The organism is Nonomuraea sp. NPDC054003 (assembly GCF_055585125.1).
Map to the genome: position 1 here is coordinate 236,106 of NZ_JBVJKR010000002.1, position 26,652 is coordinate 262,757.

Here is a 26,652-nt window from a genome sequence, read left to right on the forward strand (position 1 = left end):
TCACCGGCCATGGATTCACCGGCCATGGATTCACCGGCCATGGATCCACCGGGCGCGGATCCACCGGGCGGTCCTGGGTCCTCCGGGCGGTCCAAGGCCCTTCGGGCTGCCCTGGGCCTTCGGGCGGTACCGGGCCCTCCGGGTGGTATCGGCCTTCGGGAGGTTCTGGCCCTTTCGGGCGCTTCTGGGTTCTCCGGGCTGTCCTGGGCTCTTCGGTGGTCTCGGGCTTCCGTGGGGTTCGGAGCTTCTCGGGCGGCACCGGCGTTCTTCGGGTGGGTCCTGCGGCAATCCTCGGCTGGGCTACTCCGGCAGGGCGCGATCATGCTCGCGGACATAGCAGAGCGGGTGGCTGTCCCGAACCGCCCCTACCCCCGGTGAGTTCCGTGGGTGCGTATGTCGTCCGCCCAACCTCCATGGATGATCTCCGGCGGCGAGGAGGTGGAGTGCCAGGTGGGGGAGGAATCGGGGCTCGGGGCGACGCTGTGGGGCGGCCCCCGTTATGGTCGCTTACGTGAATCATGTCGTGGTGGTGGGAGCCGGACTGTCAGGCGTCAGGAGCGTCGAGGCGCTGCGCGCACGCGGGTTCGGCGGCAGGATCACGCTGATCGGGCAGGAGCGCCACCGGCCCTACGACCGGCCGCCCCTTTCGAAGTCCGTGCTGCTGGGCGACGCCGACTCCAGCTTCGTCGACTCCGACCTGGCGGCGCTCGAAGTGGACTTCTGGCCGGGCGTCGCCGCCAAGGCGCTGCGCGAGGGCGCCGTGGAGACGACCGAGGGCGAGCTGGGCTACGACGGGCTGGTCATCGCCACCGGGGCCGAGCCGATCCTGCTCCCCGGTGACGGCCCGCAGCACGTCCTGCGTACCCTCGACGACTCGCTAGAGCTGCGCGCCCGGCTGGTTCCGGGCGCGCGGGTGGCGGTCATCGGCGCGGGCTGGATCGGCGCCGAGGTGGCCACGGCCGCACGCCGGGCAGGCTGCGCGGTGACGGTGGTCGAGGCCGGCCCCGCCCCGCTCACGCACGCCGTCGGCGCCGAGCTCGGCGCCCGCACCCAGCACTGGTACGAGGGCATCGACCTGCGCCTGGACACCATGGTCGCCTCCGTCGAGGAAGGCGGCGTGGCGCTGGTCGGCGGCGGGTTCGTGGACGCCCACGTGGTGGTGACGGGCATCGGCGTCCGCCCGGCCGTCGAGTGGCTGGCCGACGCCGACCTCGATCTGCACAACGGCGTCGTCACCGACGAGCACCTGCGCACGTCGCTGCCGAACGTGGTCGCCGTCGGCGACTGCGCCGCCTGGTGGTCGCGCCGCTTCGGCACGCGGCTGCGGGTCGAGCACTGGGACACCGCGCTGGGCGCGCCCGAGGTGGCCGCCGCGACGCTGCTGGGCGAGGAGGCGGTGTACGACCCGGTCCCGTACTTCTGGTCGGAGCAGTTCGGGCACATGGTCCAGTACGCCGGCCACCACCCGGCCGGCGAGCGGCTGGTCTACCGGGGCGAGGCGACGGGCAAGTGGTCGGCCTGCTGGCTCGCCGGCGACGACACTCTCGCCGCGGTGCTGGCCGTCGACCGGCCGCGCGATCTCGTGCAGGGGCGCCGGATCATCGAGGCGGGCCACCGGCTCGACACGGAACGCCTGGTAGATCCGGACGTGCCCCTACGGGATTGTGTTGTTTGAGCAAGCGCGGCATGTGGTAGTTGTGGTTTCGTGACGCTTTCTGTTGCACAGATCGACCGGGAGACCGATGCCCTCGTCGACGAGTGGCTCACTCTCCCCGAAGTGGCCGACCGCATGGGTCTCACCATGGGTCGCGCCAAGCAGCTCCTCAAGGACCACAAGCTCCTCGGCGTGCGCCGGGGCAGCGGCGGGCCACAGGTGCCCGCGGTGTTCCTCGACGGCCGAGATGTCATGAAGGGTTTGCCTGGCACACTCACCGTCCTGCAAGACGCGGGCTACGACGACGTCGAGTCGCTGCGCTGGCTCTTCACCCCCGACGACTCACTGCCAGGCTCGCCCGTCGAGGCGATCAGGGCGGGCCGCCACACCGAGGTCAAGCGACGTGCCCAGGCCCTCGCTTTCTGACGCCCGCCTCTACCTCTGCACCGACGGACGGCGCGAGCGCGGCGACCTCGCCGAGTTCCTCGACGTGGTGCTCGCCGGCGGCGTGGACATCGTCCAGCTCCGCGAGAAGGGGCTGGAGGCCCGCGAGGAGCTGGAGCTCCTTGAGGTGTTCCGCGACGCCTGCGACCGCCACGGCAAGCTGCTGGCGGTCAACGACCGGGCCGACATCGCCTACGCCGCCCGGCCCGACGTGCTCCACCTGGGGCAGGACGACCTTCCGGTGACGGTCGCGCGAGAGATGCTCGGCGACGACATCGTCATCGGCAGGTCCACCCACTCCGTCGCCGAGGCTTCCGCCGCGGCGGTGGAGGAGGGCGTCGACTACTACTGCTGCGGCCCGATCTGGCCCACACCCACCAAGCCCGGCCGTCACGCGCCCGGCCCGCCGCTGCTCCGGCACGCGGCGTCGCTCGACGCGGATCGGCCGTGGTTCGGCATCGGCGGCATCGACCTGGCCAACCTGGACGAGGTCATGTCGTACGGGGTCAGGCGGGTCGTCGTGGTGCGCGCGATCACCGACGCCGAGGACCCGGGCGCGGCAGCGGCCGAGTTCGCCAAGCGCCTGACCGACGGCCCCGGCTGACCTCGGCCGACGCTCTCGCCGGGTCATGGCTGGCGTGTTCGGCCTGGACCGGGAGGCTCAGGTCTTGCGCGCGGTGGCGGCCACGGCCAGTTCGGACAGGGCCGTGCGGGCGTCCGCGGTGATCGGCGCCTGCTCCAGCGAGGCCAGGGCCTCACCGAGGTAGTCGGCGATCATGTCTTCGCACTCCCGCAGCGCGCCCGTACCCTCGATGATGTCGCGGAGGGCGGCGACGCCGTCGCCGTCGAGCCCGGGGTCGCCGAGCAGGCGCCGCACGGTCGCCGCGTCGGCCGGGGAGGCGGCCGCGAGCGTACGCGCCACGAGCATCGTCCGCTTGCCCTCGCGCAGGTCGTCGCCGGCGGGCTTGCCGGTCGTCGCCGGGTCGCCGAACACGCCGAGGATGTCGTCACGCAGCTGGAAGGCGATGCCCACGCGGGTGCCGTACGTGGTGCACAGCTCGTCCACCCACGGCACCCGCCCGCCGGCCGCCAGCACCAGGCCGAGCCTGAGCGGCTGCTCGACGGAGTACTTGCCGCTCTTGTAGAGGGCGACCCGCAGGGCCGAGTCGAAGGTGTTCTCGCCGTTCGCCTGCTCCAGCAGGTCGAGATACTGGCCGCACATCAGCTCGGTGCGCATGTGGTCGTGCACCGGCTGGGCCGCCGCCAGCGCCCGCGCGGGGAGCCCGCTGGTGCGCCACATCTCGCCCGACCAGATCAGCAGCAGGTTGCCCAGCAGGATCGCCGCGCCCTCGCCGAACTGCTCGGCCGACCCGTGCCAGGCCGACTTCTCGTGCAGCGCCTGGAAGCGGCGGTGCGCGGCCGGCATCCCGCGGCGCAGGTCGCTCTTGTCCATCACGTCGTCGTGCACCAGCGCGCTCGCCTGCAGCAGCTCCAGTGAGGCGGCGGCGGAGAAGACGCCGGGCTCGTCGCCGCCGCCCGCGGCCCGCCAGCCCCAGTAGCAGAAGGCGGGGCGCAGGCGCTTGCCCCCGGCCAGCAGGTCCTCCGCCGCGTCGCGGAGCGGCCGGAAGTCGGGCTCGCCGTCGGAAGGGAGGCGCCGTTCGACGAACTCCCTGAGGCGGAGGTCCACCTGGGATCGCAGGTCGTCCATGCTCGCGGCGTCAATGGTCATGCTCTGAAGACTAGTGGCCCAGCAGGGAAAGGCCAGCGACCAGGTTGGGGCGGGTCACGAGTGGGCCTGCGGGTACGCTTGGGCCATGGCGCTTGGTCAACCCTCCATCCTGCCCGGCCGTGTCCCCACCGTCCGCGAGTTGCTCGCCTCCGGTGGCCGGTCGTTCTCCTTCGAGTTCATGCCGCCGAAGACCGACGAGGGCCAGCGGCAGCTGTGGAAGGCGATCAGGGAGCTGGAGTCGCTGCGGCCGACGTTCGTCTCGGTGACCTACGGCGCCGGCGGCTCCAGCCGCGACCGCACGGTCGACATCGTCGAGCGGCTGGCGCACGGCACGACGCTGACCCCGGTCGCCCACTTCACCGCGGTCAACCACTCGACGCGCGAGCTGCGCCACCTGATCGGCCGCTTCGCCGACGCGGGCGTGCGCAACATCCTCGCCGTGCGCGGCGACCCGCCCGGCGACCCCACCGGCGAGTGGATCCCCCACCCCGACGGCGTCCTGTACGCGGAAGACCTGGTCAGGCTGATCCGCCAGTCGGGCGACTTCTGCGTGGGCGTGGCCGCGTTCCCCTACAAGCACCCGCGCTCTCCGTCGATCGAGTCCGACACCGAGTACTTCGTGCGTAAGTGCCAGGCCGGCGCCGACTACGCGATCACGCAGATGTTCTTCCGCGCCGACGACTACCTGCGGCTGCGCGACCGGGTCGCGGCCCGCGGCTGCGACACGCCGATCATCCCGTGCGTCATGCCCGTCACGCAGATGAGCACGATCGCCCGGTCCGAGCAGTTGTCGGGCGCGCCGTTCCCGCCGGAGGTGGCCGCCCGGTTCGAGAAGGTCGCCGACGACCCGGCCGCGGTGCGCGCGCTCGGCATCGAGCACGGCGCCGAGCTGTGCCAGCGGCTGCTCGACGAGGGCGCGCCCGGCATCCACTTCATCACCTTCAACCGGTCGAGCGCCTCGCGGGAGGTGTTCCAGCGGCTGCGGCACGCACCGGCCCTGACCGTCTGACGCGCGGGCGCGACGGGTGTTGACTGGGAGCGTGATCGCCGACTTCTGGTTCGACCCGTCCTGCCCGTACACCTGGCTGACCTCGCGGTGGCTCCTGGAGGTGACCGGGGTCCGCCCGGTCGAGGCGCGCTGGCACGTGCTCAGCCTCGCCGTGCTCAACGAGGGCCGCGACGACGATCCCGAAGGCGATCCGGAGGGCTACCTGTGGGTGCCGGCGCGGATCGCGGCCGTGGTGGCCGACCGCTATGGCCAGGAGGCGCTCGGCCGCTTCTACACCGCGCTGTGGACCACCGGCGGCGCCGACCAGGACTGGATCGGCGACCTGCGCACGGCGCTGACCTCCGCGGGCCTGCCCGCCGACCTGGCCGAGGCCGGGCTCACCGACGAGCACGACCATCTGGTACGGGCCTCCCACGCCGAGGGCATGGCGCTCATCGGCGGCGAGGCCGGCACCCCGGTGGTCGCGGTCAGCGGGGCGGGCCAGGACCGGGTGGTGTTCTTCGGCCCGGTCATCTCGCGGGTGCCGGAGGGCGAGCAGGCCGGGCGGCTGTGGGACGGCACGCTCCTGGTCGCCGGCACCCCGCACTTCCACGAGCTGAAGGGCCTGCCCCACGAGGAGCCCGCCACCTCATGACCTACGAGCCGACGCTCCCGCCGGAGCACGTCGAGCGCATCCGCCGCTGGCACGAGCGGGCCTACGCGGCCGCCAGGGCCGAGGCCGGCGACGACGGCCGGACCTTCCACCATCTCGGCCTGACCCTGCACGTGCCCCCGCAGGTCCAGCCGATCGCCGGCATGTCGCACCCGCTCGGCGAGGCGGTCCTCGCCGAGGTGCGCGACGGCGACCGGGTGCTCGACATGGGCACCGGCTGCGGGGTCAACGCCATCCTGGCCGCCTCACGGTCCCGCGACGTGGTCGCGGTGGACGTCAACCCGCACGCCGTCGAGGCGGCCCGGGGCAACGCCGCGCGCAACGGCGTGGCGGACCGGGTCACGGTGCTGGAGAGCGACGTGTTCGCCGCCGTCGAGGGCGACTTCGACCTGATCGTCTTCGACCCGCCGTTCCGCTGGTTCGCGCCCCGCGACCTGCTGGAGAGGGCCACGACCGACGCGGGCTACGCCGCGCTGACGAGGTTCTTCCGTGACGTGCGGGGATACCTGCGGCCGGGCGGGCGGGTGCTGCTGTTCTTCGGCACCACCGGAGACCTGCCGTACGTGTGGCGGCTGGTCGGCGAGTCGGGGTTCGCCGCCGCGGAGGTGAGCCGGAAGGAGCTCGTCAGGGACGGCTGGCGGGTGGAGTACGTGACCTTCCGGCTGACTCGGGACGCCACCCGCCCGCAGGGGGACCGAGCGGGTGGCGTCGGGGATGGGTGTGCGGAAGGTAGCGGGTGAGTAACTTTCCGTAAAGGTGATGCCCTCCGTCATGACCCGCAAAACCTCAGGTCATGACCCGGTCAGAGGGAGTCGCCTGCCGACGATGGCGTACTCCTCGAACCCTCCGGGGAAGATGAACCGGGACAGCAGGTCCATGAACCCCATGGACGCGTAGAGGTGGCGGGCGATCGTCGGCCGGTCGTGGGTGGAGAGCACGGCCGTGCGTTCCGCCCGGCCCGCGCACAGGGTGGTGATCATGGCGCGGCCGATGCCCTTGCGCTGGAAGTCGGGATGCACGTGGATCTCGGCCAGCTCGAACGCGTGGCCCAGCCACGCGTCGGCCGCGTCGACGCCGGCCTGGTCGGCCAGCGCGCGGTGGACGACGTCGTGCCACCACTGGCCGGGCGCGCCGCGGAAGCCGTACGCGAAGCCGACGATCTTCGGGCCCTCCGGAGCATCACGCCATTCGGCGAAATAGCACTGGAAAAATGGATATGTCCCGTGATTGCGCATGATGGCGGTACGACCGGCGATCTGTTCCTCCGGCGTGCGCATGGCGGCGGCGTAGATGTCGATCACCGTGTCCAGCCGTTCGGTGAACTCGGCGGGTCCCGCGCCGCGAAACTCGATCACCGTCGCACCCTATTCCCTGCCGTCCGCGGTCATTCGACATCCACGGGCGTGCCGCCGGTGATTCGCAGGAGCTCGTCGAACGTGGTCGGGAAGACGGTGTGCGGATGGCCGCCGGCGGCCCACACCACGTCGTGCTTCTGCAGCCAGGTGTCGACCAGCGTGCGCACCGGCGCCGGATGGCCCACGGGGGCGACTCCGCCGATCGGCTGCCCGGTCGCCTCTCTGACGAACTCCGGCGTCGCCCGCCGTACCTTCGAGACTCCCGCCGTGCGGGCGACGAGCTCCACGTCGACCCGGTGCGCGCCGCTGGTCAGCACCAGCAGCGGCGCCCCGTCCGCGTCGAAGATCAGGCTGTTGGCGATGGCGCCGACCTCGCAACCGAGCTGCGCGGCGGCCGTGGCCGCGGTGGGCGCCTTCTCGGGCAGCACCACGATCTCACCGGTCGCGCCCAGGCTCCGGAGGGCGTTTTCCACTCTTACCGCGTTGGCGGGCAACTTCTCGGGCATGCGGACACTCTAAACAGATTGACTCCCGCATTACCCCGTTGAGCGGTGGTGTAGGGTCCTTTGATTCGCTTGTTACCTGCTTGAGAGGTGATACCGGTGAGGGCTCGACGGCTTCCGGGAGTGCTCGCCCTCCTCACCGCCGGGGCGGTCGCGCTCGCCGGTTGCGGAGTGGCACCCGCCGAGACGGCGTCCCGCTCGATCACCGCCGCCGCGGGCCGGCTCGCCGAGCCTCCCCCGGCCGTGACCGCGCCGGACAAGAAGCTGAAGCTGGGCGCCAAGGGCAAGGCGGTCGTCTGGCTGCAGAAGCGGCTGCGCGAGCTCGGCTACCGGCCGGGCAAGGCCGACGGGCGCTACGGCGGCACCACGCTGGGCGCCGTGTGGGCGTTCCAGAAGGTCAACGGCATCAAGCCGACCAGCACCATCGGCAAGGCCACCTGGCGGGCGCTGGAGCAGCCCAGGACCCCCAAGGTCCTGGCCCGGAACGGCAAGCGGACCCGCGCCGAGGTCAACCTGAGCACGCAGATCATGACCCTGTACGTCGGCGGCGAGCTGAAGCTGATCAGCCACATGTCGTCCGGCAGCGGCGTGCCCTACTGCGAGACCACCGTGTGGCAGGGCAAGGAGCAGCGCTTCTGCGGCTCGGCCACGACGCCCACGGGCACGTACAAGACCACCTGGCGGCGCGACGGCTGGCACAAGTCCTACCTCGGCGAGCTCTACAACCCGATCTTCTTCAACGGCGGCATCGCCTTCCACGGCGCGCTCTCGGTGCCGCTGTATCCCGCCTCCCACGGCTGCGTGCGGCTGCCGATGAACGTGGCGGAGGAGCTGCCCGGCCTGCTGGGCACCGGGGTCCCGGTCCACGTGCGGGGGAAGTTCAGGCGGTGACCGCGCCGGCCCGCCGGCTCACACGTTCGACAGCCCGCGCATCGAGATCTCCGCAGCGGCCGTGATGGCCTCCCACACCTGTTCCTGCGAGTCGCCCCTGGTCAGGCTCATCACGGCGGTCAGCTTGACCGCGCCGACCAGCGAACCCACCATCGCGGCCGCCTCCAGCGCGCCGAGCTCGCCCTCGTACGCCCGCTCCACCGCCTCGGCGAGCTGGAGCTGCTGCTCGAACAGCACATGCAGGGCGCGTGCCTGCAGCGAGGGCACGGTCAGCATGAGCTCCATGCGGGCCGCGGCCTCCGCCAGGTCGAAGTTGCCGGGGTCGACGGCCCATTCCAGGCTCGCCCGGATCACCCGCACCAGCAGCTCGGCCACCGGCTCGCCGGGCCGGCGCCCGGCCACCAGGTCGAGGACGTAGCGCATCCGCTCCGGGCCGTCATAGAAGATCACGTCTTCCTTGCTGGCGAAGTAGCTGAAGAAGGTGCGCGCCGACACCTCGGCCCCGGCGGCGATCTCGGCGATCGTCGTCTCCTCGAACCCCTTCTCCTGGAACGACCGGAGCGCGGCGGTCACCAGCGCCCGGCGCGTGCGCTGCTTCTTGCGCTCCCGTAGCCCGGTCATGCGCGTAAGGATACCTCTGCTGCACACATTGCAAAATTGCATTCAATGAGGTTTTCTTGGTGGCGTCCTGGAGAAGGAGGCAGCCATGACCGACCTGACCCTGACCACGCGGCGGGAACGCCCGTTCGACCCGCCCGAGACGTACGCGAGGCTGCGCGAGCGCGGCGACGTGCACCGGATGAGGTACGCCGACGGCCACGAGGGCTGGCTCGTGACCGGCTACGCGGCCGCCCGCGCGGTGCTGGCCGACCAGCGCTTCAGCAACCGGCCCGAGCTGGCGCACCCGCCCCTCGCGTCGCGCGCCGACCTCGCCGAGGAGATCCGCTCGCAGGAGTTCGAGGTCCCGCCCGGGTTCTTCCTGCGCACCGACGCGCCCGAGCACACCCGCTACCGCAAACTGCTCACCGGGCAGTTCACCGTACGCAGGATGAAGCAGCTCGAAGCCAGGATCGAGGAGATCACCGAGGCCCGGCTTGACGAGATGGAAGCCGCGGGCGGGCCGGTCGACCTCGTCGACGCCTTCGCGCTGCCCATCCCCTCACTGGTCATCTGCGAACTGCTCGGCGTCCCGTACGAGGAGCGGGCGGCCTTCCAGGAGGACACCAAGATCCTGGTGAGCCTGGACGCGCGGGCCTCCGACGCCCTCGCGGCCATCGGCCGCGTCTTCACCTACCTGTACGGGCTCGTCTCGCGCAAGCGTGAGCACCCGGGGGAGGACCTGCTCAGCGGCCTCATCGAAGGCGGCGAGCTGAGCGACGACGAGCTCACCGGCGTCGCGTTCCTGCTCCTGGTCGCCGGGCACGAGACCACCGCCAACATGCTCGGTCTCGGCACCTACGCGCTGCTCGCCGACCCCGCCCAGCTCGCCGCGCTGCGCGACGACCCGTCGCTGATCGGCAACGCCGTCGAGGAACTGATGCGCCACCTCACGATCATCCACGTCGGCCCGGTCAGGACCGCCCTGGAAGACGTCGAGATCGACGGCCACCTCATCAGGAAAGGCGAGTCGGTCACCCTGCACCTGCCGGTGATCAACCGCGACCCGTCCCGGTTCCCCGGCGGCGACCGGCTCGACGTCACCCGGCCCGCGACCGGCCACCTCGGGTTCGGCCACGGCATCCACCAGTGCCTCGGCCAGCAGCTCGCCCGCGCGGAGATGCGGATCGGGTTCGCGGCCCTCCTGCGCCGCTTCCCCGGCCTGCGGCTCGCGGTGCCGGCCGACGAGGTGCCGCTCAGGGCGGACATGGCCATCTACGGCGTGCACCGGCTGCCCGTCACCTGGTAAGCAGGGATTCATGAAGATAGAAGCCGACACGAACGTGTGCATCGGTGCGGGCATGTGCGCGCTCACCGTGCCAGAGGTTTTCGATCAGAGCGAGGAGGACGGGACGGTCGTGCTCCTGCAGCCCGTGCCGCCCGCCGAGCTGGAGGAGGGGGCTCGGCGAGCCGTGACGCTGTGCCCTTCGGGCGCGCTCAAGGCTGTCTGAGAGCGTAGACGCGGGTCGTGCCGAACACGCCGTCGCCCGTCCCGCGCCGCACCGTCCGCACGTGGCGGAAACGGCCCGTGCCGAGCAGGCAGGCCTCCTCGACGGGGTTGAAGTAGACGACGGTGACGGGGCGCGGGCTGCGGTCGGCGGAGGCGATCAGCCGGTCCACGGCGGCGGCGAAGATCCGCCCGCGGAACGGGTTGTTCAGGAACACCACGCTGACGTCGTCCGGGATGTCGTACTCCAGCACGTCCGAGTGCACGAACTCGACACCGCCGGCACGCAGCCGCAGCCGCGTGCCGGCCAGGTTGGACCGCGCGATCTCCGTCAGCTCGGGCGACAGCTCCACCCCGATCACCCGCCCGAACGGGTAGCGGCTGGCGGCCTCCAGCGCCATCCGGCCCTTGCCCGCGCCGAGATCGAGGAACACGTCGTGCTCGCTCACGTCGCTCACGGGCAGCGCCCGGCGCAGCGTGCCCCAGTGGGCGGGGGAGTAGTAGACCCGTTCCGGGTGATCGAGACCGAACTCGCTCAGGTCGGCGAAATCCGCCGTGTTCACCCCGTACCGGCCGTCGTACACCAGCCGCGCCAGCTTCTGCCGCAGGCCCCGCAGGACGACCGGGCCGCCCACGTGCAGGACGTCTTCGCCCAGCGGCAGTTGCGCCTCCCACGCGAACCCGACGGCGGCGGCCGCCCCGGCGACCAACGCCACGGGCCGCGCCACCCACCCGAACGACCCACCGCCCTCCCGCGTTCCGGCCTCGACGGTCTTCCGTCGTCCGCGACCGCCTTGCGCCTGGCCGAGGCGGTGTTCTGAGGGGCCGGGGAGTCGTTGTGGGAGGAGTGCCGGGGCTGTGCCGGCTCGGCCGCTCATGCGGGCCGGCCTGCGAGTTCGCGGTTCACGCGTGCGGCCACGCGGTGAGCGCGCCAGCCGATCAGGCACAGGCCGCCTATGAGCAGCCCGGCCTGCGCCAGGATCGTGGCCACCTGGACACCCTCCGGCAGCCCGACCGCCAGCTCGGCGGCGGCTGACACCACCAGCACCCCCGCCATGGCGGCGGCCAGCATGCGCATCGGGACCTTGGCCCAGGTGTGCGCCGCGTCCCATGCCTCGCATGAGGCGAGCGTCTCCCGAGTGCGCAACCCGGCCAGGCCGTTGCGGCTGTCGACGGCACCGGATTCGTCATGGAAGGGGATGAGGAGGAGCGCCAGGGCAGGAGCGGTGAGAATGGCGTTGATCAGGATGGGCCCCATCCCGCCATCGTAACCACGACCCGCGATCTCGGGAACGCCGCCAGAGCGGCCTCTCTCCGCTCGCGAAACGGCGCTGAGCCGACTCCTCCCGTTCCGAAAGCACGACCCCGTCCACCTCGTACACCTGCCCGAACATCTCGCCGTCTCCGTAGTGCAGGTCTCGGAGTTCCCTTGAGAACGCCCTGTGGCATGTCGTCTCCCCGAGGCGCTCGGTGAGTGTCGGCACTCCCTGGAGCACGTCGTCTCCACGGGGACGCTCATAAGAGCGTCAGCTTTCCTGAGAGTGTCCGTGGCATGCCGTCCGTGGCCAGGAGCGGCGTCGGGTCGGAAGCCTCGGATTCGCCGGAGGGGCGGGGGTTCAGGGGCGTTCGCAGGTGAGGTGAGCGGCGTTGCAGCCCGCCGGTGACACCGTCATGGTCATCGAACCTGTGTTCGTGGAAGCAGTTGACACCGCGCGTGATCGAAATTATGTTCGACCATGTGACGTGAGGCTCGCGGCTCACGTCGGAAGGACCTGGTCGCGGGCCATGCGCTCCCCCAGCGCGGACCCGCGGTCAGGCTCCGAGGGCGAAGGGCGCGTCCTCGTCGTCGGCGGAGACGAGTGGGCGCGTCCTGGCCGGACGGGGAGAGGGGAAGCTCCTCGTCCGGCCGGCCCGGCGGAAATGTCGGTGGGGTCTGCGATCGTTGACCTCAACGGCGGACACGCCGGGAGTCGCCACGACTCTAGGAGGCGAACGACATGGCACCACGGCCCAGAGAAACGCCCGGGCCCCGGCTATCGCCTGCGGTTCGGGCTCACCTGACGGATTCACGTTCCTGCCTGGCGGAGGCGGCGACGGCTCGCTCCCCGGCATCGCGCTACGTGTCGGCCCACCTGGCCGCCCTGCGCGCCGCCGCGGCGATCCTGGCCGCCCGCCCGCAGCCCACCCAGGGTCGCAGGCGCCGCCTGCGCAGCGCATGGGAGCTGCTGCCCGAGACCGAGCCGTCGCTCGCCGAGTGGGCGGCCTACTTCGCGGCCAGCGCGGCCAAGCGGGCCGCCGCCGAGGCCGGCCTGGTGCGCGGCGTCAGCGCCGCGGACGCCGACGAGCTCCTGGCGGAGGCCGAGACCTTCGTCTGCACGGTCGAGGACATCCTGGGCGTCCCTTCCCAGCCCCAGCTCCCCGTGGACGTGCCCCTGGCGGGTTGACATCCCACCCACCCCCTACGAGCGCCCCGGTCTCCCTGCCGTCCACGCCCTCGCAGGAGGAGACGTAACGGGGCCAGGCGCCGGCCGTTCCGGCGGTCACCGCGCCGGTGGGATGTCCGCCGCTCTTTCCGGCACGTTGCTCGCCTTGCCGAGCCAGAGCCGGCCTGCTGTGGGTCCCGAGCCCGCAGTCCCGCGTCCCGCAGACGCCCGCAGTCTGCGTCCCGCGGACGCCCGTTGAGCTGGAACGCCCCGGGGCCCTGCGCTGCGCACGCGAGCTGCTCGATACACCCGATGGCGGCGAAACCCGCCTCCTCCGCCGTCCGGACGACCCGGCGCATCCCGTAGGGGCGGACGAGGGCGGTCGTAGCGCGCGTGTTGAGGGGGTAGCGCCTGCCGTCTGCCTGCGAGCCGCGCACGTGAGCTGACGCCTACCGACGCCCGTGAGCCGACGCCCGTGAGGCGTCCCCGCGTCGCGACGCTCGTGGGTCGACGCTTGAGCCCGGGCAAGCCCGATGAAGACACCCCAGATGGGCGGCTCCTGTCAGGCGCTCCCCGAGGTCAGAGGCATGTGGTGCCTCATTCTGCTCTGCGCCGGCGTCGAGCCGATGTCGCGGCGAAGCTGTGACGAGGGCGGCCCTGGTTACCGTGTCGGCTTCGAAAGGGGAGCCGCGCCGCCGGAAGCGTCGGCGGTCATGAGCAGGGAGACAGCATGGGAAAGCGCAGAGCCGGGTTCGCCACCGCTGCGGCGGCCGCCGTCCTGGTGGCCGGAGCGGTGTTCCCGGGCGCCGCGCCGGCGGCGGAGCCCGTCGTGTGCACGTACAAGATCACTGCTGGTCACTGGTTCGTGGACCTGGGCAGGAACAAGGTCCGCTGGGCCGTGAAGGGGCAGTTGGAGTCCGGCTATCGGTACAACACCCGCTATTTCGGGTCGGTGCTGTACCGCGCCATGAGGATGAGCCCGGTCTGGGGAGAGGCGGCCAAGATGTCGCTGCAGGCGGGCTCCTGCCGTGAGTAGCGGCACTTCTCCCGTCTCGCGCCCCAGTGAGGATGGCCCGCGCCGTGGCCGCCGGAGGGCCGTGTTTCCCGCGCCCCGCACGGGAGCGTGAGGTTGACAGGCGAGTGAAGGGCGCCGGGGACTAAACACGAGGTTTGTTGGATTATCGAGAACCCCGCTGAGGGAATGGCGGCGGACCGCTTTTTGGGCCCGGCGAAATGTCTGTTGTGCGGGGCTTTGTCAGAAAACAAGCAAGGGGCACGCCCGGATGGGCGCGCCCCTTGCCGCGGCTGTGGGAGCCGGGTCAGAACGTCTCGACCGCCCGGCGGGCCTCGGCGTCGAGGACGCCCCAGCTGATCAGCTCCTCGGTGAGCTCACTCGGCGACTTGTCATAGATCACGGCCAGGGAGCGCAGATCCTCCTGGCGGATCGACAGCACCTTGCCGTTGTAGTCGCCACGCTGGCTCTGGATCGTGGCGGCGTAGCGGGCCAGCGCCCCCGCCTTCTCCTTGGGCAGCGTGGCCAGCCTCTCCAGGTCGATCACAAGCTTGGGCGTCGGCCCGAGCGGGCTCGGCGCGGCACCGCCGGGCAGCAGCTCGGAGACGGGCACCCCGTAGAAGTCGGCAAGCTCGGCAAGCTTCTGCACCGTGACCGCACGGTCGCCGCGCTCGTACGAGCCCACGACCACGGCCTTCCACCTGCCACGCGACTTCTCCTCGACTCCATGCAGGGACAGGCCCTGCTGGGTGCGGATCGCGCGGAGTCGTGCACCAAGCGACTTTGCGTACTCAGACGGCATCGTGTGGCCCCCCGGCTCCTCGTATCTATAGCTCTCAGTAGATTGTGCTCCCTTGCGGCGAATGCCGTTGCCACCGGGGGTCCGATGCCGGTCGGGCACCAATCGGTAGCGATGGCCCTGAGGTCACCCCAGGACGCCGCGCAGGTGCTGGTTACGCACAGTGACGGTAAAGGGGTCGACGCCTAAGGTCAAGCTGATTGGAAAAAAGATGCCGAATCCGGTCCAGCATGGAACGCCTCATTAGCCCCTTCTGTCCCCGTAGTAACTGTACTTCGTCATAGTTTGCCGAGTAACCACAGCGGTTTCCGCACCGGGGGCGAAGAAGTCAGGCCTGGCGTGTCAGAACCATGACGGGACAGGTCGCCGCCCGTACGATCTTGATGCTGGTGTCGCCCAGGAACACCCGCCTGAGCGGCCCGGTGCCGCTGGAGGCGCAGATGATCAGCTCGCCCCGCTCCCAGGTGCCCGCCCGCATGGCCGCGGCGACGCTCCGGCCCTCGAACACCTCCACGTCCACGCGGGTGCCCAGCCGCTGCCCGCGGGCGGCGGCGGTCAGGTCGGCCATGGCCTGGTCGCGCATCCCCGTCAGCATCTCCTCGCCCAGCGGATGCCGGCGGTGAGCCGCCTCGACCAGGGTGACCAGCCGCAGCGGCAGGTCCAGCGCGGCCGCGATCCCGGCCGCCCCCTTGACCGCCGCGTCGGCGCAGCGGCCGCGCCGGTAGGCGAGGGTCAGCCGGGTCAGCTCGGCGGGCGGGTCCTCGGCGTACCCGCGCGGGGCCAGCAGCACGGGCACCGGAGAGGAGTGCAGAAGCTGGTCGGCGGTGCTGCCCAGCGAGATGCGACCCCGCCGGCCGCGCGGCGCCGAGCCGATCACCACCACGTCCGCGCCGCGCTTGCGGGCCAGCTCCACCAGGCCGCGCCCGCTGCCCCGGTGGGTGTAGGCGACCAGGCCCGCTTCGTCGCCGGCGAGCTCGGCCGCCTGCGCCAGCGTGGCCTCGGCCTGCTCCTGGAGGAACGCCGCCCACGCGGTCGCCTCCGCCCGGGCGGGCCCCGGCGTGCTCCACGCGGGCGGCTTCACGAACGCCACCTCCAGGCGGGCGCCGGCCTGCCGGGCCAGTAGCACGGCCACCGCCAGGCCGTCGCGGCCACGAGGCTCGGGGACGAACCCGCTCAGCACATTCTCGATCTTCATCTAGGGCACCTCGGCGTTCAGCCGCGAGTGGCGGTAGCCGTACAGGAAATAGCAGAGCAGCCCGGCCAGCATCCACAGCCCGAACGCGACCCAGGTGACGCCGGCCAGCCCGCCCATCACCAGGAAGCAGAACACCACCCCCAGCGCCGGGGTGACGGGGAAGAACGGCGTGCGGAAGCCGCGCGGCAGGCCGGGGCTGCGGTAGCGGAGCACCAGCACGCCCGCGTTCACGATCGCGAACGCGAACAGCGTGCCGATGCTGGTCGCCTCCACGAGATGGCCGAGCGGCAGAAGCCCGGCCAGCACGCAGACGAAGGCGGTGACGATGAGGGTGTTGGCCGCCGGCACCTGCCGCCTGGGGCTCACCCGCTGGAACACGCGCGGGACGAGCCCGTCGCGGGACATGGCGAAGAGGATGCGCGTCTGCCCGTACATGACCGTGAGCACCACGCTGGCGATGGCGATGACCGCTCCGAAGGAGATGATCAGGCCCGCCCAGGTGGAGCCGGTGGCCAGGTCGGCGATGAGCGACAGGCTGGCCTCGGTGCCCTCGGGGTCGAAGTCGGTCCACGGCATCGCGCCGATCGCGGCCACGGCCACCAGCACGTAGACGACGGTCACGATGACCAGCGACAGCACGATGGCCAGGGGCAGGTCGCGCCTGGGGTTCCTGGCCTCCTCACCGGCCGTCGAGGCGGCGTCGAAGCCGATGTAGGAGAAGAACACCTGCGAGGCCGCCGCCGTGATGCCGGCCACGCCCATCGGCGCGAACGGCGCGAAGTTCCCCGCGCTGAAGCCGGTGAACGCCACCAGGCAGAAGAACAGCAGCACCGCTATCTTGATCAGCACGAACACCACGTTCGCCGCCGCGCTCTCGGAGGCCCCGCGCAGCAGCACCCAGGTGGCCAGCACCACGATGAGGATGGCGGTGAGGTTGACCACGCCGCCGTCCTGGCCGGGTGACCGGGTGATCGCGTCGGGCAGCGTCCAGCCGGCCAGGCTCCGCAGGAACGCGTTGAGATACTCGCCCCAGCCGACCGCCACGGCCGCCACCGAGACCGCGTACTCCAGCATCAGGCACCACCCGCACACCCAGGCGACCAGCTCGCCCAGCGTCGCGTACGCGTAGGAGTAGGACGACCCGGACACCGGGATGGTCCCGGCGAGCTCCGCGTACGAGAGCGCGGAGAAGAGCGCGGTGATCGCGGCCAGCACGAACGCCAGGACCACCGACGGGCCCGCCTTGGGCACGGCCTCGCCCAGGATGACGAAGATGCCGGTGCCGAGGGTGGCGCCGACGCTGAACAGCGTCAGCTGCCACAGCCCCATCGTGCGGCGCAGCTCGCCGCCCTCGCCGCGGCCGCTCTCGGCGACGAGCCGCTCGGTGGGCTTGGTCCTGAAGAGCCGTCGCACGACCGCCATGACTGCCTCCTAGAGCGTGCCGGTCCGCGGCCAGCGCGCGTTGGGCGTCACGATCGTGCCGGCGTCGCCGGCCAGGATCCGCTCGGCCTGGTCGAGCCGGCCGATGGCGGCCATGTCGCCGGTGTGCTCCACGAACCGGCAGGCCGCCTCCACCTTGGGGCCCATCGACCCGGCCGGCAGGTCCAGCGCGCGCAGCTCGTGCGGGGTGGTGTGCGCGATCCCGGACTCGCGCGGGGTGCCGAAGTCGCGCATCACGCGGGGCACGTCGGTCAGGCTCAGGAACGCGTCGCACTCCAGCGCCTCGGCCAGGAGCGACGCGGTCAGGTCCTTGTCGACGACCGCCTCGACGCCGGTGAGCCGGCCGCGCTCGTCGCGGATCACCGGGACGCCGCCGCCGCCCGCGCAGACCACCACCACGCCCTCGCGCGCCATCCGGCGGATCAGCCGGGTCTCCACGACCCGCCGCGGGGTGGGGGAGGGCACCACCCGCCGCCAGTGCTCCCCGTCGGGCTTGACCGTCCAGCCGTGCTCGCGGGCCAGCTTCTCGGCCTCGTCCCGCTCGTACACCTGCCCGACGAACTTGGCGGGGTCGCGGAAGGCCGGGTCGACGGCCGACACGAGCGTCTGCGTGACCATGGCGATGACCTGCCGGCCGGGCAGCGCGTTCTGCAGGGCCTGCAGGATCCAGTAGCCGATCATGCCCTGGGTCTGCGCGACCAGCGTGTCGAACGGGTAGGGCCGGCTCAGGCCGGGGTCGGCGGCGCTCTGCAGGGCCAGCATGCCGACCTGGGGTCCGTTGCCGTGGGTGATGATCAGCTCGTGCCCGGCCGCGAGCCCGGCCAGTGTCCTGATCGAGGAGCTCACCTCGGCGGTCTGCGTGTCGGCGTCGGGCCGCCGCCCTCGCCGCAGGACCGCGTTGCCTCCCAGCGCGACGATGACCCGCACGGCTCAGATCCCGTCCCGTTCGAGGGGGCAGCTCATGCAGCGCGGGCCGCCCCGGCCGCGCCCCAGCTCGCTCCCGCGGATGGTGATCACCTCGACGCCGTTCTGGCGCAGGTGGTTGTTCGTGGTGGTGTTGCGCTCGTACGCGATCACCACGCCGGGCTCGACGGCCAGCACGTTGCAGCCGTCGTCCCACTGCTCCCGCTCGGCGGCGTAGACGTCCTGGGTGGCCGTGAGCACCTTGATGTCGTCGAGGTCCAGGGCGCGGGCGATGGCCCGGTGCATGTCGCGCGGCGGGTGGTCGGTGACCTTCAGCTCCTTCTCGGTGTCGCCGGGCTCGATCGTGTAGGAGGGCAGCATGCCGAGGCCCGCGTACTTGGTGAACACGCCGACGTCCACCATCGTCATCACCGTGTCCAGATGCATGAACGCGCGGGTGCGGGGCATCCGCAGCGCCACGATCCGGCTCGCCGAGCCCGTCCGGAACAGCCGCCTGGCCAGCATCTCGACCGTCTGCGGCTGGGTGCGCTCGCTCATCCCGACCAGCACCGCGCCGCGCCCGATCACCAGCACGTCGCCGCCCTCGATCGTGGCCGGCGCGATCGCCTGCCCCGGCAGCCAGACCCGGAAGCCGCCCGGCCGGTCGAAGCCGGAGGCGAACATCGGGTGGAAGGCGTAGACCGCCTCCATGTGCACGGTCTCGCGCATCCGGGCCTTCTTGCGCATCGCGTTGACCGACACCCCGTCGTACACCCAGCAGGACGGGTCGCGGGTGAACAGGTGGTTGGGCAGCGGCGGCAGCACGAAGTCGTCGTCGTCGAGCGAGTGGTAGGCCACCGACGTGGGGTCGCAGTCGCGTTCGAGCAGGTCCCGCTTGGTGATGCCGCCGGTCAGGAACAGCTGCAGGGTGGCCGCGTCCATCGCGTCCAGCGTGTTGCGCACGTCGTCGACCGCCAGCGGGCCGAGGAAGCGCTCGTCCACGGTCTTGTCGAGGATGTGGCGGCGCGCCTCGGGGATCTCGACCGTCTCCCTGATCAGCTCGTCCAGCAGATGGACCCGCACGCCCCGCTCGCGCAGCACCCGCTGGAACTCCTCGTGCTCCTCCACCGCCCGCTGCACCCACAGCACCTCGTCGAACAGGAACGCTTCCTTGTTGGAAGGCGTGAGCCGCTTCAGCGCGAGGTCGGGCCGGTGCAGCAGCACCTGCCGGAGGGCGCCCACCTCGGAGTCCACATGGAAGGTCATTGTGTCTCTATCCCCAGGCTCGTCCCGGGATCACCTCGATAGGCGGGGTGGGGCGTCCCGTTCCGGCAGGTGGCGCCTGGTACTGTGTGTCGCGACCAACACCCTTTAAGACCCGTCCAGTGAGGCGGGAAAGGTGGTGAGATTCCGGCATGTCCGAATCCAGGGCCGTTCTCGAGGGCCCGGACATCCATCGGGCGCTGACCCGCATCGCCCATGAGATCCTCGAACGCACCAAAGGCGCCGACGAAGTCGTCCTGATCGGCGTCCCCACCCGCGGCGTGACCCTCGCCCGCCGGCTCGGGGAGCGCATCGAGCAGTTCGAAGGGGTCAAGATCCCCGTCGGCTCGATCGACATCACGATGCACCGCGACGACCTGCGCCAGGGCCCCGCCCGGCCGCTCGGCCGCACCGACCTCCCGCCCGACGGCGTCGACGGCAAGATCGTGGTGCTCGTCGACGACGTCCTCTACTCCGGCCGCACCGTCCGCGCCGCGCTCGACGCGCTCAGCGAGTTCGGGCGCCCGGCCGCCGTCCAGCTCGCCATCCTGGTCGACCGCGGCCACCGCGAGCTGCCCATCCGCGCCGACTACGTCGGCAAGAACCTCCCCACGGCCAAGAGCGAGAAGGTGAAGGTGTCCCTGCGGGAGACCGACGGGCGCGACGCCGTGATCCTCAGGAAGGGGGACGCCAGGTGAACCGCGACCTCATCTCCGCCGGCGACCTCACCCGTGACGACGCGCTGCTCATCCTCGACACCGCCGAGGAGCTGGCGAGGGTCTCGGAACGTTCCATCAAGAAGCTGCCCACGCTGCGCGGCCGCACGGTCGTCAACCTGTTCTTCGAGGACTCGACCCGGACCCGCATCTCCTTCGAGGCGGCGGCGAAGCGGCTGTCCGCCGATGTGATCAACTTCTCGGCCAAAGGGTCCAGCGTCTCCAAAGGAGAGTCGCTCAAGGACACCGCGCTCACCCTGGAGGCGATGGGCGCCGACGCCGTCGTGATCCGTCACGCCGCCTCCGGCGCCCCGCACCGGCTGGCCACCTGGGTCCACGGCAGCGTGGTCAACGCCGGCGACGGCACCCACGAGCACCCCACCCAGGCGCTGCTCGACGCCTTCTCGATGCGCCGCCGCCTGGGCGGGCTCGACGGACGCAAGATCGCCATCGTGGGCGACGTGCTCCACAGCCGGGTCGCCCGCTCCAACGTGCTGCTGCTGCACACCCTCGGCGCCGAGGTCACGCTGGTGGCGCCGCCCACCCTGCTGCCCGTCGCGGTCGACATCTGGCCGTGCGCGGTCTCGTACGACCTCGACGCCGTGCTGCCCAAGTCCGACGCGGTCATGATGCTGCGGGTGCAGAAGGAGCGGATGAACGCCTCCTACTTCCCGAGCGAGCGCGAGTACTCCCGCCGCTACGGCCTCGACCGCGACCGGTTCGCCAAGATGCCCGACGACGCCATCGTGATGCACCCCGGCCCGATGAACCGGGGCATGGAGATCGCCGCCGAGGTGGCCGACTCCCCGCGCTCGACCATCGTCGAGCAGGTCGCCAACGGGGTGACCATCCGCATGGCCGTGCTCTATCTGCTACTCGGGGGAGACACAGCATGATCATCCGTAATGTACGCATCCTGGGCGGTGAGCCGGTCGACGTCCGCGTCGGCGACGGCGTCATCGCCGAGGTCGGCGCGGGCCTGACAGGTGGGGGAGAGGAGATCGACGGCGGCGGCGCGATCGCCCTGCCCGGCCTCGTCGACCTGCACACCCACCTGCGCGAGCCGGGCCGCGAGGACGCCGAGACCGTCGAGACCGGCACCCGTTCGGCCGCCCGCGGCGGCTACACCGCCGTGCACGCCATGGCCAACACCTCCCCGGTCGCCGACACGGCCGGCGTGGTCGAGCAGGTGTGGCGGCTCGGCCACGAGCACGGCCACTGCGACGTGCAGCCCGTCGGCGCCGTCACCCTCGGGCTGGAGGGCCGCCAGCTCGCCGAGCTGGGCGCGATGGCCGACTCCGCGGCCCGCGTCCGCGTCTTCTCCGACGACGGCAAGTGCGTCTCCGACGCGGTGCTCATGCGCCGCGCCCTGGAGTACGTCAAGGCGTTCGACGGAGTCGTCGCCCAGCACGCCCAGGAGCCCAGGCTCACCGAGGGCGCGCAGATGAACGAGGGCGTCGTCTCCGGCCGACTCGGCCTCACCGGCTGGCCCGCCGTCGCCGAGGAGGCGATCATCGCCCGCGACTGCCTGCTGGCCGCGCACGTCGGCTCCCGCCTGCACGTCTGCCACGTCTCCACCGCCGGGTCGGTCGAGATCCTGCGCTGGGCCAAGTCCAAGGGCTGGGACGTCACCGCCGAGGTGACCCCCCACCACCTCCTGCTCACCGACGAGCTGGTCGAGGACTCGCCGGTCGGCGCCTACAACCCCATCTACAAGGTCAACCCGCCGCTGCGCACCCGCGCCGACGTCGAGGCGCTGCGCGAGGCCCTCGCCGACGGCACGATCGACGTCGTCGCCACCGACCACGCCCCCCACCCGGTGGAGGACAAGGAGAGCGAGTGGTCGGCCGCGGCCATGGGCATGATCGGCCTGGAGACCGCGCTCAGCGTGGTGCAGGAGACCATGGTCGACACCGGCCTGCTCGACTGGCCCGGCGTCGCCGAGCGCATGTCGTACGCTCCCGCCCGCATCGGCCGGCTGACCGGCCACGGCCACCCGATCGAGGCCGGCGCCCCCGCCAACCTCACCCTCTACGACCCCTCCCACCGCAGCCCGGTGGACCCGTCCTCCTTCGCCTCCAGGAGCCGCAACACCCCCTACACCGGGCTGACCCTGCCCGGGCGGGTGGTGGCGACGTTCCTGCGCGGCAAGCCCACCGTCCTCGAAGGGAAGCTGGTGTGACCAGAGCCGTGCTCGTACTGGAGGACGGTCGCGTCTTCCACGGAACCTCCTACGGCGCCGAAGGCGAGACGTTCGGCGAGATGGTCTTCAACACCGGCATGACCGGCTACCAGGAGACGCTCACCGACCCGTCCTACCACCGCCAGATCGTCGCCATGACCGCCCCGCACATCGGCAACACCGGCGTCAACGACGAGGACCCGGAGTCCGGCCGCGTCTGGGTCGCGGGTTACGTCGTGCGCGAGCCGTCGCGGGTGGTGTCCAACTGGCGGGCCACCCGTTCGCTCGGCGACTACCTGAAGGACCAGGGCGTCGTCGGCATCGCCATCCCCGGCACCCGCGCGCTCACCCGCCACCTGCGCGAGCGCGGCGCCATGCGGGCCGGCATCTTCTCCCGCCCGGCGAGGCCGGTCGAGGAGCTGGTCGAGCGGGTGCGCACGGCGCCTTCGATGGTGGGCGCCGACCTGACAGGCGAGGTCGCCACCACCGAGCCGTACGTCGTGCCCGCGATCGGGCCGAAGCTCTACACCGTGGCCGCGATCGACCTCGGCATGAAGGCCATGACCCCGCAGCGGATGGCCGAGCGCGGCTGCGAGGTGCACGTGCTGCCCGCCACCGCCACCTTCGACGACATGATGGCCGTCGGCCCCGACGGCGTGTTCTTCTCCAACGGCCCGGGCGACCCGGCGACCGCCGACGTGAGCGCGCTGCGGAAGGTGCTGGAGGCGAAGGTCCCGTTCTTCGGCATCTGCTTCGGCAACCAGCTCTTCGGCCGGGCGCTCGGCCTGTCCACCTACAAGCTGCGCTACGGCCACCGCGGCGTCAACCAGCCGGTCCAGGACGTCCGCACCGGCAAGGTGGAGATCTCCTCCCACAACCACGGGTTCGCCGTCGAGGCGCCGCTCGGCGGGCCGTTCGAGACCCCGTACGGGCTCGCCGAGGTCAGCCACGTCAACCTCAACGACCGTTGCGTGGAAGGACTGCGCCTGCTCGACGGGCGCGCCTTCAGCGTCCAGTACCACCCCGAGGCCGCAGCCGGGCCCCACGACGCCGCTTACCTGTTCGACGAGTTCTGCGAGGTCATGAACCGTGCCCAAGCGTGACGACATCAGGTCCGTGCTGGTGATCGGCTCCGGGCCGATCGTGATCGGGCAGGCGTGCGAGTTCGACTACTCGGGCACCCAGGCCTGCCGCGTGCTGCGGGCCGAGGGCTTCCGGGTGATCCTGGTCAACAGCAACCCGGCCACGATCATGACCGACCCCGAGTTCGCCGACGCCACCTACGTCGAGCCGATCACCCCCGAGTTCGTCGAGAAGATCATCGCCAAGGAGCGGCCCGACGCGCTGCTGCCCACCCTCGGCGGCCAGACCGCGCTCAACACCGCGGTCGCGCTGCACGAGGCGGGCGTCCTGGAGCGCTACGGGGTCGAGCTGATCGGCGCCGACTTCGACGCCATCCAGGCGGGCGAGAACCGCGAGCGGTTCAAGGAGATCGTCGCCAAGGTCGCCGCCGAGCGCGGCCTGAACGCCGAGTCGGCCCGCTCGGTCATCTGCCACACCATGGACGAGGTGCTGGCCGGGGCCGGAGAGCTGGGCTACCCGCTGGTCGTGCGGCCGTCGTTCACCATGGGCGGCGCCGGGTCCGGGTTCGCCTACGACGAGGCCGGCCTGCGGCGCATCGCCGGGGCCGGGCTCGACGCCTCCCCGACCACCGAGGTGCTCCTGGAGGAGTCCATCCTCGGCTGGAAGGAGTACGAACTGGAGGTGATGCGCGACAAGAACGACAACGTGGTCATCGTGTGCTCCATCGAGAACATCGACCCGATGGGCGTCCACACCGGAGACAGCGTCACCGTCGCGCCCGCGCTCACCCTCACCGACCGCGAATACCAGAACATGCGCGACGTGGCCATCGCGGTCATCCGCGAGGTCGGCGTCGACACCGGCGGCTGCAACATCCAGTTCGCGGTCGACCCGCGCACCGGCCGGATGATCGTCATCGAGATGAACCCGCGCGTGTCGCGCTCCTCGGCGCTGGCCTCCAAGGCGACCGGCTTCCCGATCGCGAAGATCGCCGCCAAGCTGGCCATCGGCTACACGCTCGACGAGATCCCCAACGACATCACCAAGGAGACCCCGGCCTCCTTCGAGCCCACCCTCGACTACATCGTGGTCAAGGTCCCCCGGTTCGCGTTCGAGAAGTTCAGCGGCGCCGACCGCACCCTCACCACCCACATGAAGTCCGTGGGCGAGGCCATGGCCATCGGCCGCTCCTTCACCGAGGCGCTGCAGAAGGCGCTGCGCTCGCTGGAGAAGAAGGACTCCTCCTTCTCCTGGACCGGCGACCCCGGTGCCAAGGACGAGCTGCTGGCCGCCGCCGGCACTCCGCACGACGGCCGGCTGCGCACCGTGCAGCAGGCCATCAGGGCCGGCGCCACGGCGGAGGAGCTCTACGAGTCCACCGGCATCGACCCGTGGTTCCTCGACCAGCTCTACCAGCTCGACGAGCAGGCCAGCGCCGTCGCCGGCGCGCCCGAGCTGACCGCCGACGTGCTGGCCACGGCCAAGAGCCACGGCTTCAGCGACGCCCAGATCGCCGAGATCCGGGGCATCGACGAGGCCCGCGTCCGCGACCTGCGCCACGCGCTCGGCCTGCGGCCCGTCTACAACACCGTCGACACCTGCGCCGCCGAGTTCGCCGCCAAGACGCCCTACCTCTACTCCACCTACGACGAGGAGAGCGAGGTCCCGACCGGCACCCGGCAGAAGGTGATCATCCTCGGCTCCGGGCCCAACCGCATCGGCCAGGGCATCGAGTTCGACTACGCGTGCGTGCACGCCTCCTTCGAGCTGTCCAGGGCCGGGTTCGAGACCGTCATGGTCAACTGCAACCCGGAGACCGTCTCCACCGACTACGACACCTCCGACCGGCTCTACTTCGAGCCGCTCACCCTGGAGGACGTCCTGGAGGTGGTGCACGCCGAGCAGCAGACCGGCCCCGTCGCCGGCGTCATCGTGCAGCTCGGCGGGCAGACGCCGCTCGGCCTGGCCCAGGCGCTCAAGGACGCCGGCGTGCCCGTCGTCGGCACCTCGCCCGAGTCCATCCACCTGGCCGAGGAACGCGGCGCGTTCGGGCGGGTGCTGGCCGAGGCCGGGCTGCCCGCGCCCAGGCACGGCGTCGCCACCACCGTCGCCGGGGCCGTCGAGGTCGCCGCCGACATCGGCTACCCGGTGCTCGTGCGTCCCTCGTACGTGCTCGGCGGCGCCGGCATGGCCATCGTGTACGACGACGAGACGCTCACCCGCTACATGGCCGCCCAGGAGGGCGGCCACCCGGTGCTCGTCGACAAGTTCCTGGACGAGGCCGTCGAGATCGACGTCGACGCTCTCTACGACGGCGAGGAGCTCTACCTCGGCGGCGTGATGGAGCACATCGAGGAGGCCGGCATCCACTCCGGCGACTCGGCGTGCGCGCTGCCGCCCATCACGCTGGGCAGCGCCGACATCAAGCGCATCCGCACCGCCACCGAGTCCATCGCCCGCGGCGTCGGCGTACGGGGCCTGCTCAACGTCCAGTACGCGATCTCGGCCGGGGTGCTGTACGTGCTGGAGGCCAACCCGCGCGCCAGCCGCACCGTCCCGTTCGTGTCGAAGGCGACCGCGGTGCCGCTGGCCAAGGCGGCGGCCCGGATCATGCTCGGCGCCACGCTGCGCGAGCTGCGCGCCGAGGGCATGCTCCCGGCCGGGGGCGACGGCGGCACGCTCCCCCTGGACGCGTCCATCGCGGTCAAGGAGGCGGTGCTGCCGTTCAACCGGTTCCACGGCGTCGACATCGTGCTCGGGCCCGAGATGCGCTCCACCGGCGAGGTCATGGGCATCGACGCGTTCTTCGGCGTGGCCTTCGCCAAGTCCCAGGCGGCCGCCTACGGCGAACTCCCGACGAAGGGACGCGCGTTCGTATCCGTGGCCAACAGGGACAAGCGTGCCATGATCTTCCCTGTGAGGGCGCTGGCCGACCTCGGTTTCGAGATCCTCGCCACCGAGGGCACCGCCGAGGTGCTGCGCCGCAACGGCGTCCATGCCAAGATCGTGCGCAAGCACGGCGAGGGGACCGGTCCAGGAGGTGAACCCACCAGCGTGCAGGCCATCCTCGACGGGGAGATCGACCTGATCGTCAACACCCCGTTCGACAGTCCCGGCCAGGCCGGATCGCGGCTCGACGGCTACGAGATCCGCACGGCCGCCGTGCTGCGCGGCATCCCGTGCATCACCACGGTGGCGGGGCTCGCCGCCGCCGCGGCCGGCATCCAGGCCATCGTGCGGGGCGACGTCGGCGTACGGTCCCTCCAGGAGCACGCGAAGGCACTACGGGGCTGAC

The 26,652-nt window shown here is 71.5% G+C and carries 27 protein-coding genes; 16 read left to right on the forward strand and 11 right to left on the reverse strand.

The features are described from left to right. Positions 1-511 precede the first annotated feature (511 nt). From ACZ6YG_RS05290 to thiE, 3 genes are read left to right on the forward strand one after another with little or no spacing between them, the layout of a single operon-like run. On the forward strand, positions 512-1,675 hold the full coding sequence (locus ACZ6YG_RS05290; RefSeq protein WP_271275346.1) for an NAD(P)/FAD-dependent oxidoreductase: 1,164 nt from the start codon (positions 512-514) through the stop codon (positions 1,673-1,675). A gap of 30 nt (positions 1,676-1,705) precedes the next feature. Beyond that, complete coding sequence (locus ACZ6YG_RS05295) at positions 1,706-2,080, forward strand: Rv2175c family DNA-binding protein (RefSeq protein ID WP_148032747.1); 375 nt, start codon at positions 1,706-1,708, stop codon at positions 2,078-2,080. Then, positions 2,058-2,702: a thiamine phosphate synthase gene (gene thiE, locus ACZ6YG_RS05300; protein ID WP_466017282.1), complete on the forward strand. Its 645-nt coding sequence runs from the start codon at positions 2,058-2,060 to the stop codon at positions 2,700-2,702. The genes ACZ6YG_RS05295 and thiE overlap by 23 nt, the downstream gene beginning before the upstream one ends. Positions 2,703-2,759: 57 nt before the next feature. Here the strand turns inward: thiE and ACZ6YG_RS05305 are convergent, their stop codons facing one another. Further along, positions 2,760-3,827, reverse strand: a complete 1,068-nt coding sequence (locus ACZ6YG_RS05305) for a polyprenyl synthetase family protein (protein ID WP_466017283.1) — start codon at positions 3,825-3,827, stop codon at positions 2,760-2,762. 85 nt (positions 3,828-3,912) lie between these two features. Here ACZ6YG_RS05305 and metF point away from each other — a divergent pair, with 85 nt between their 5' ends. The 3 genes from metF to ACZ6YG_RS05320 are packed head-to-tail and all read left to right on the forward strand — an operon-like array spanning position 3,913 to position 6,228. Then, on the forward strand, positions 3,913-4,836 hold the full coding sequence (gene metF, locus ACZ6YG_RS05310; RefSeq protein WP_219543374.1) for a methylenetetrahydrofolate reductase [NAD(P)H]: 924 nt from the start codon (positions 3,913-3,915) through the stop codon (positions 4,834-4,836). 31 nt (positions 4,837-4,867) lie between these two features. After that, positions 4,868-5,470, forward strand: a complete 603-nt coding sequence (locus ACZ6YG_RS05315) for a mycothiol-dependent nitroreductase Rv2466c family protein (protein WP_466017284.1) — start codon at positions 4,868-4,870, stop codon at positions 5,468-5,470. Next, a complete protein-coding gene (locus ACZ6YG_RS05320) occupies positions 5,467-6,228 on the forward strand; it encodes a methyltransferase (RefSeq protein WP_466017285.1) in 762 nt (253 codons plus the stop codon). The genes ACZ6YG_RS05315 and ACZ6YG_RS05320 overlap by 4 nt, the downstream gene beginning before the upstream one ends. A 51-nt stretch (positions 6,229-6,279) precedes the next feature. Here ACZ6YG_RS05320 and ACZ6YG_RS05325 read toward each other — a convergent pair whose 3' ends face one another. Together ACZ6YG_RS05325 and ACZ6YG_RS05330 are read right to left on the reverse strand one after the other, a co-directional pair. Next, positions 6,280-6,843 (reverse strand): GNAT family N-acetyltransferase, encoded by a 564-nt coding sequence (locus tag ACZ6YG_RS05325; RefSeq protein ID WP_466017286.1) that lies wholly within the window; start codon positions 6,841-6,843, stop codon positions 6,280-6,282. A gap of 29 nt (positions 6,844-6,872) precedes the next feature. After that, positions 6,873-7,349, reverse strand: coding sequence for a YbaK/EbsC family protein (locus ACZ6YG_RS05330; protein ID WP_148032742.1), 477 nt, complete (start codon positions 7,347-7,349; stop codon positions 6,873-6,875). A gap of 96 nt (positions 7,350-7,445) precedes the next feature. Here ACZ6YG_RS05330 and ACZ6YG_RS05335 point away from each other — a divergent pair, with 96 nt between their 5' ends. Then, on the forward strand, positions 7,446-8,237 hold the full coding sequence (locus ACZ6YG_RS05335; RefSeq protein ID WP_466017287.1) for a L,D-transpeptidase family protein: 792 nt from the start codon (positions 7,446-7,448) through the stop codon (positions 8,235-8,237). Positions 8,238-8,255: 18 nt separating this feature from the next. On the opposite strand, the gene ACZ6YG_RS05340 is transcribed toward ACZ6YG_RS05335, so the two are convergent. Continuing rightward, on the reverse strand, positions 8,256-8,858 hold the full coding sequence (locus ACZ6YG_RS05340; protein WP_148032741.1) for a TetR/AcrR family transcriptional regulator: 603 nt from the start codon (positions 8,856-8,858) through the stop codon (positions 8,256-8,258). An 85-nt stretch (positions 8,859-8,943) separates the two neighbouring features. Here ACZ6YG_RS05340 and ACZ6YG_RS05345 point away from each other — a divergent pair, with 85 nt between their 5' ends. Next, the gene (locus ACZ6YG_RS05345) at positions 8,944-10,143 is read left to right on the forward strand and encodes a cytochrome P450 (protein WP_466017288.1); all 1,200 of its coding nucleotides are present in this window, start codon (positions 8,944-8,946) and stop codon (positions 10,141-10,143) included. Positions 10,144-10,153: 10 nt separating this feature from the next. After that, positions 10,154-10,345, forward strand: coding sequence for a ferredoxin (locus ACZ6YG_RS05350; RefSeq protein ID WP_148032739.1), 192 nt, complete (start codon positions 10,154-10,156; stop codon positions 10,343-10,345). On the opposite strand, the gene ACZ6YG_RS05355 is transcribed toward ACZ6YG_RS05350, so the two are convergent. Further along, positions 10,332-11,057, reverse strand: coding sequence for a class I SAM-dependent methyltransferase (locus ACZ6YG_RS05355; RefSeq protein WP_466017289.1), 726 nt, complete (start codon positions 11,055-11,057; stop codon positions 10,332-10,334). The genes ACZ6YG_RS05350 and ACZ6YG_RS05355 overlap by 14 nt on opposite strands. A 158-nt stretch (positions 11,058-11,215) precedes the next feature. Next, on the reverse strand, positions 11,216-11,599 hold the full coding sequence (locus tag ACZ6YG_RS05360; protein WP_466017290.1) for an SdpI family protein: 384 nt from the start codon (positions 11,597-11,599) through the stop codon (positions 11,216-11,218). 739 nt (positions 11,600-12,338) lie between these two features. On the opposite strand from ACZ6YG_RS05360, the gene ACZ6YG_RS05365 reads away from it, so the two are divergent. Further along, complete coding sequence (locus ACZ6YG_RS05365; RefSeq protein WP_466017291.1) at positions 12,339-12,785, forward strand: SAV_6107 family HEPN domain-containing protein; 447 nt, start codon at positions 12,339-12,341, stop codon at positions 12,783-12,785. Between the two features lie 709 nt (positions 12,786-13,494). Then, positions 13,495-13,800 carry a hypothetical protein gene (locus ACZ6YG_RS05370; protein WP_466017292.1) on the forward strand — a complete coding sequence of 102 codons (306 nt, stop codon included), beginning with the start codon at positions 13,495-13,497 and terminating at the stop codon, positions 13,798-13,800. 283 nt (positions 13,801-14,083) lie between these two features. Here ACZ6YG_RS05370 and bldD read toward each other — a convergent pair whose 3' ends face one another. From bldD to ACZ6YG_RS05395, 5 genes are all read right to left on the reverse strand, one after another. Then, entirely contained in the window at positions 14,084-14,578 is a 495-nt protein-coding gene (gene bldD / locus ACZ6YG_RS05375; RefSeq protein ID WP_148032734.1) for a transcriptional regulator BldD, read from the reverse strand. A gap of 325 nt (positions 14,579-14,903) precedes the next feature. After that, positions 14,904-15,770, reverse strand: a complete 867-nt coding sequence (locus ACZ6YG_RS05380; RefSeq protein ID WP_466017293.1) for a universal stress protein — start codon at positions 15,768-15,770, stop codon at positions 14,904-14,906. Next, positions 15,771-17,192 carry an amino acid permease gene (locus ACZ6YG_RS05385; RefSeq protein WP_148032732.1) on the reverse strand — a complete coding sequence of 474 codons (1,422 nt, stop codon included), beginning with the start codon at positions 17,190-17,192 and terminating at the stop codon, positions 15,771-15,773. A gap of 9 nt (positions 17,193-17,201) precedes the next feature. Continuing rightward, a complete protein-coding gene (arcC, locus tag ACZ6YG_RS05390) occupies positions 17,202-18,137 on the reverse strand; it encodes a carbamate kinase (protein ID WP_466017294.1) in 936 nt (311 codons plus the stop codon). 3 nt (positions 18,138-18,140) lie between these two features. Then, on the reverse strand, positions 18,141-19,379 hold the full coding sequence (locus ACZ6YG_RS05395; protein WP_148032730.1) for an arginine deiminase: 1,239 nt from the start codon (positions 19,377-19,379) through the stop codon (positions 18,141-18,143). A gap of 149 nt (positions 19,380-19,528) precedes the next feature. Here ACZ6YG_RS05395 and pyrR point away from each other — a divergent pair, with 149 nt between their 5' ends. The 5 genes from pyrR to carB are packed head-to-tail and all read left to right on the forward strand — an operon-like array spanning position 19,529 to position 26,651. Then, entirely contained in the window at positions 19,529-20,074 is a 546-nt protein-coding gene (gene pyrR, locus ACZ6YG_RS05400; RefSeq protein ID WP_148032729.1) for a bifunctional pyr operon transcriptional regulator/uracil phosphoribosyltransferase PyrR, read from the forward strand. Next, complete coding sequence (locus tag ACZ6YG_RS05405) at positions 20,071-20,988, forward strand: aspartate carbamoyltransferase catalytic subunit (protein WP_148032728.1); 918 nt, start codon at positions 20,071-20,073, stop codon at positions 20,986-20,988. Before pyrR ends, ACZ6YG_RS05405 begins: the two co-directional genes overlap by 4 nt. Next, complete coding sequence (locus ACZ6YG_RS05410; RefSeq protein WP_148032727.1) at positions 20,985-22,274, forward strand: dihydroorotase; 1,290 nt, start codon at positions 20,985-20,987, stop codon at positions 22,272-22,274. The genes ACZ6YG_RS05405 and ACZ6YG_RS05410 overlap by 4 nt, the downstream gene beginning before the upstream one ends. Then, the gene (gene carA, locus ACZ6YG_RS05415) at positions 22,271-23,377 is read left to right on the forward strand and encodes a glutamine-hydrolyzing carbamoyl-phosphate synthase small subunit (protein ID WP_219543386.1); all 1,107 of its coding nucleotides are present in this window, start codon (positions 22,271-22,273) and stop codon (positions 23,375-23,377) included. Before ACZ6YG_RS05410 ends, carA begins: the two co-directional genes overlap by 4 nt. After that, the gene (gene carB / locus ACZ6YG_RS05420; RefSeq protein WP_466017295.1) at positions 23,364-26,651 is read left to right on the forward strand and encodes a carbamoyl-phosphate synthase large subunit; all 3,288 of its coding nucleotides are present in this window, start codon (positions 23,364-23,366) and stop codon (positions 26,649-26,651) included. The genes carA and carB overlap by 14 nt, the downstream gene beginning before the upstream one ends. The last annotated feature ends 1 nt before the right edge of the window (position 26,652 follow it).

What these genes read in the sequence shown, in the direction of transcription:
- ACZ6YG_RS05360 (WP_466017290.1), bottom strand. Translation starts at nt 11,599, where the DNA reads ATGGGGCCCATCCTGATCAACGCCATTCTCACCGCTCCTGCCCTGGCG.
- bldD (WP_148032734.1), bottom strand. Translation starts at nt 14,578, where the DNA reads ATGCCGTCTGAGTACGCAAAGTCGCTTGGTGCACGACTCCGCGCGATC.
- ACZ6YG_RS05340 (WP_148032741.1), bottom strand. Translation starts at nt 8,858, where the DNA reads ATGACCGGGCTACGGGAGCGCAAGAAGCAGCGCACGCGCCGGGCGCTG.
- ACZ6YG_RS05395 (WP_148032730.1), bottom strand. Translation starts at nt 19,379, where the DNA reads ATGACCTTCCATGTGGACTCCGAGGTGGGCGCCCTCCGGCAGGTGCTG.
- ACZ6YG_RS05370 (WP_466017292.1), top strand. Translation starts at nt 13,495, where the DNA reads ATGGGAAAGCGCAGAGCCGGGTTCGCCACCGCTGCGGCGGCCGCCGTC.
- ACZ6YG_RS05330 (WP_148032742.1), bottom strand. Translation starts at nt 7,349, where the DNA reads ATGCCCGAGAAGTTGCCCGCCAACGCGGTAAGAGTGGAAAACGCCCTC.
- ACZ6YG_RS05305 (WP_466017283.1), bottom strand. Translation starts at nt 3,827, where the DNA reads ATGACCATTGACGCCGCGAGCATGGACGACCTGCGATCCCAGGTGGAC.
- ACZ6YG_RS05350 (WP_148032739.1), top strand. Translation starts at nt 10,154, where the DNA reads ATGAAGATAGAAGCCGACACGAACGTGTGCATCGGTGCGGGCATGTGC.
- ACZ6YG_RS05345 (WP_466017288.1), top strand. Translation starts at nt 8,944, where the DNA reads ATGACCGACCTGACCCTGACCACGCGGCGGGAACGCCCGTTCGACCCG.
- metF (WP_219543374.1), top strand. Translation starts at nt 3,913, where the DNA reads ATGGCGCTTGGTCAACCCTCCATCCTGCCCGGCCGTGTCCCCACCGTC.
- ACZ6YG_RS05410 (WP_148032727.1), top strand. Translation starts at nt 20,985, where the DNA reads ATGATCATCCGTAATGTACGCATCCTGGGCGGTGAGCCGGTCGACGTC.
- ACZ6YG_RS05320 (WP_466017285.1), top strand. Translation starts at nt 5,467, where the DNA reads ATGACCTACGAGCCGACGCTCCCGCCGGAGCACGTCGAGCGCATCCGC.
- ACZ6YG_RS05385 (WP_148032732.1), bottom strand. Translation starts at nt 17,192, where the DNA reads ATGGCGGTCGTGCGACGGCTCTTCAGGACCAAGCCCACCGAGCGGCTC.
- pyrR (WP_148032729.1), top strand. Translation starts at nt 19,529, where the DNA reads ATGTCCGAATCCAGGGCCGTTCTCGAGGGCCCGGACATCCATCGGGCG.
- ACZ6YG_RS05380 (WP_466017293.1), bottom strand. Translation starts at nt 15,770, where the DNA reads ATGAAGATCGAGAATGTGCTGAGCGGGTTCGTCCCCGAGCCTCGTGGC.
- ACZ6YG_RS05365 (WP_466017291.1), top strand. Translation starts at nt 12,339, where the DNA reads ATGGCACCACGGCCCAGAGAAACGCCCGGGCCCCGGCTATCGCCTGCG.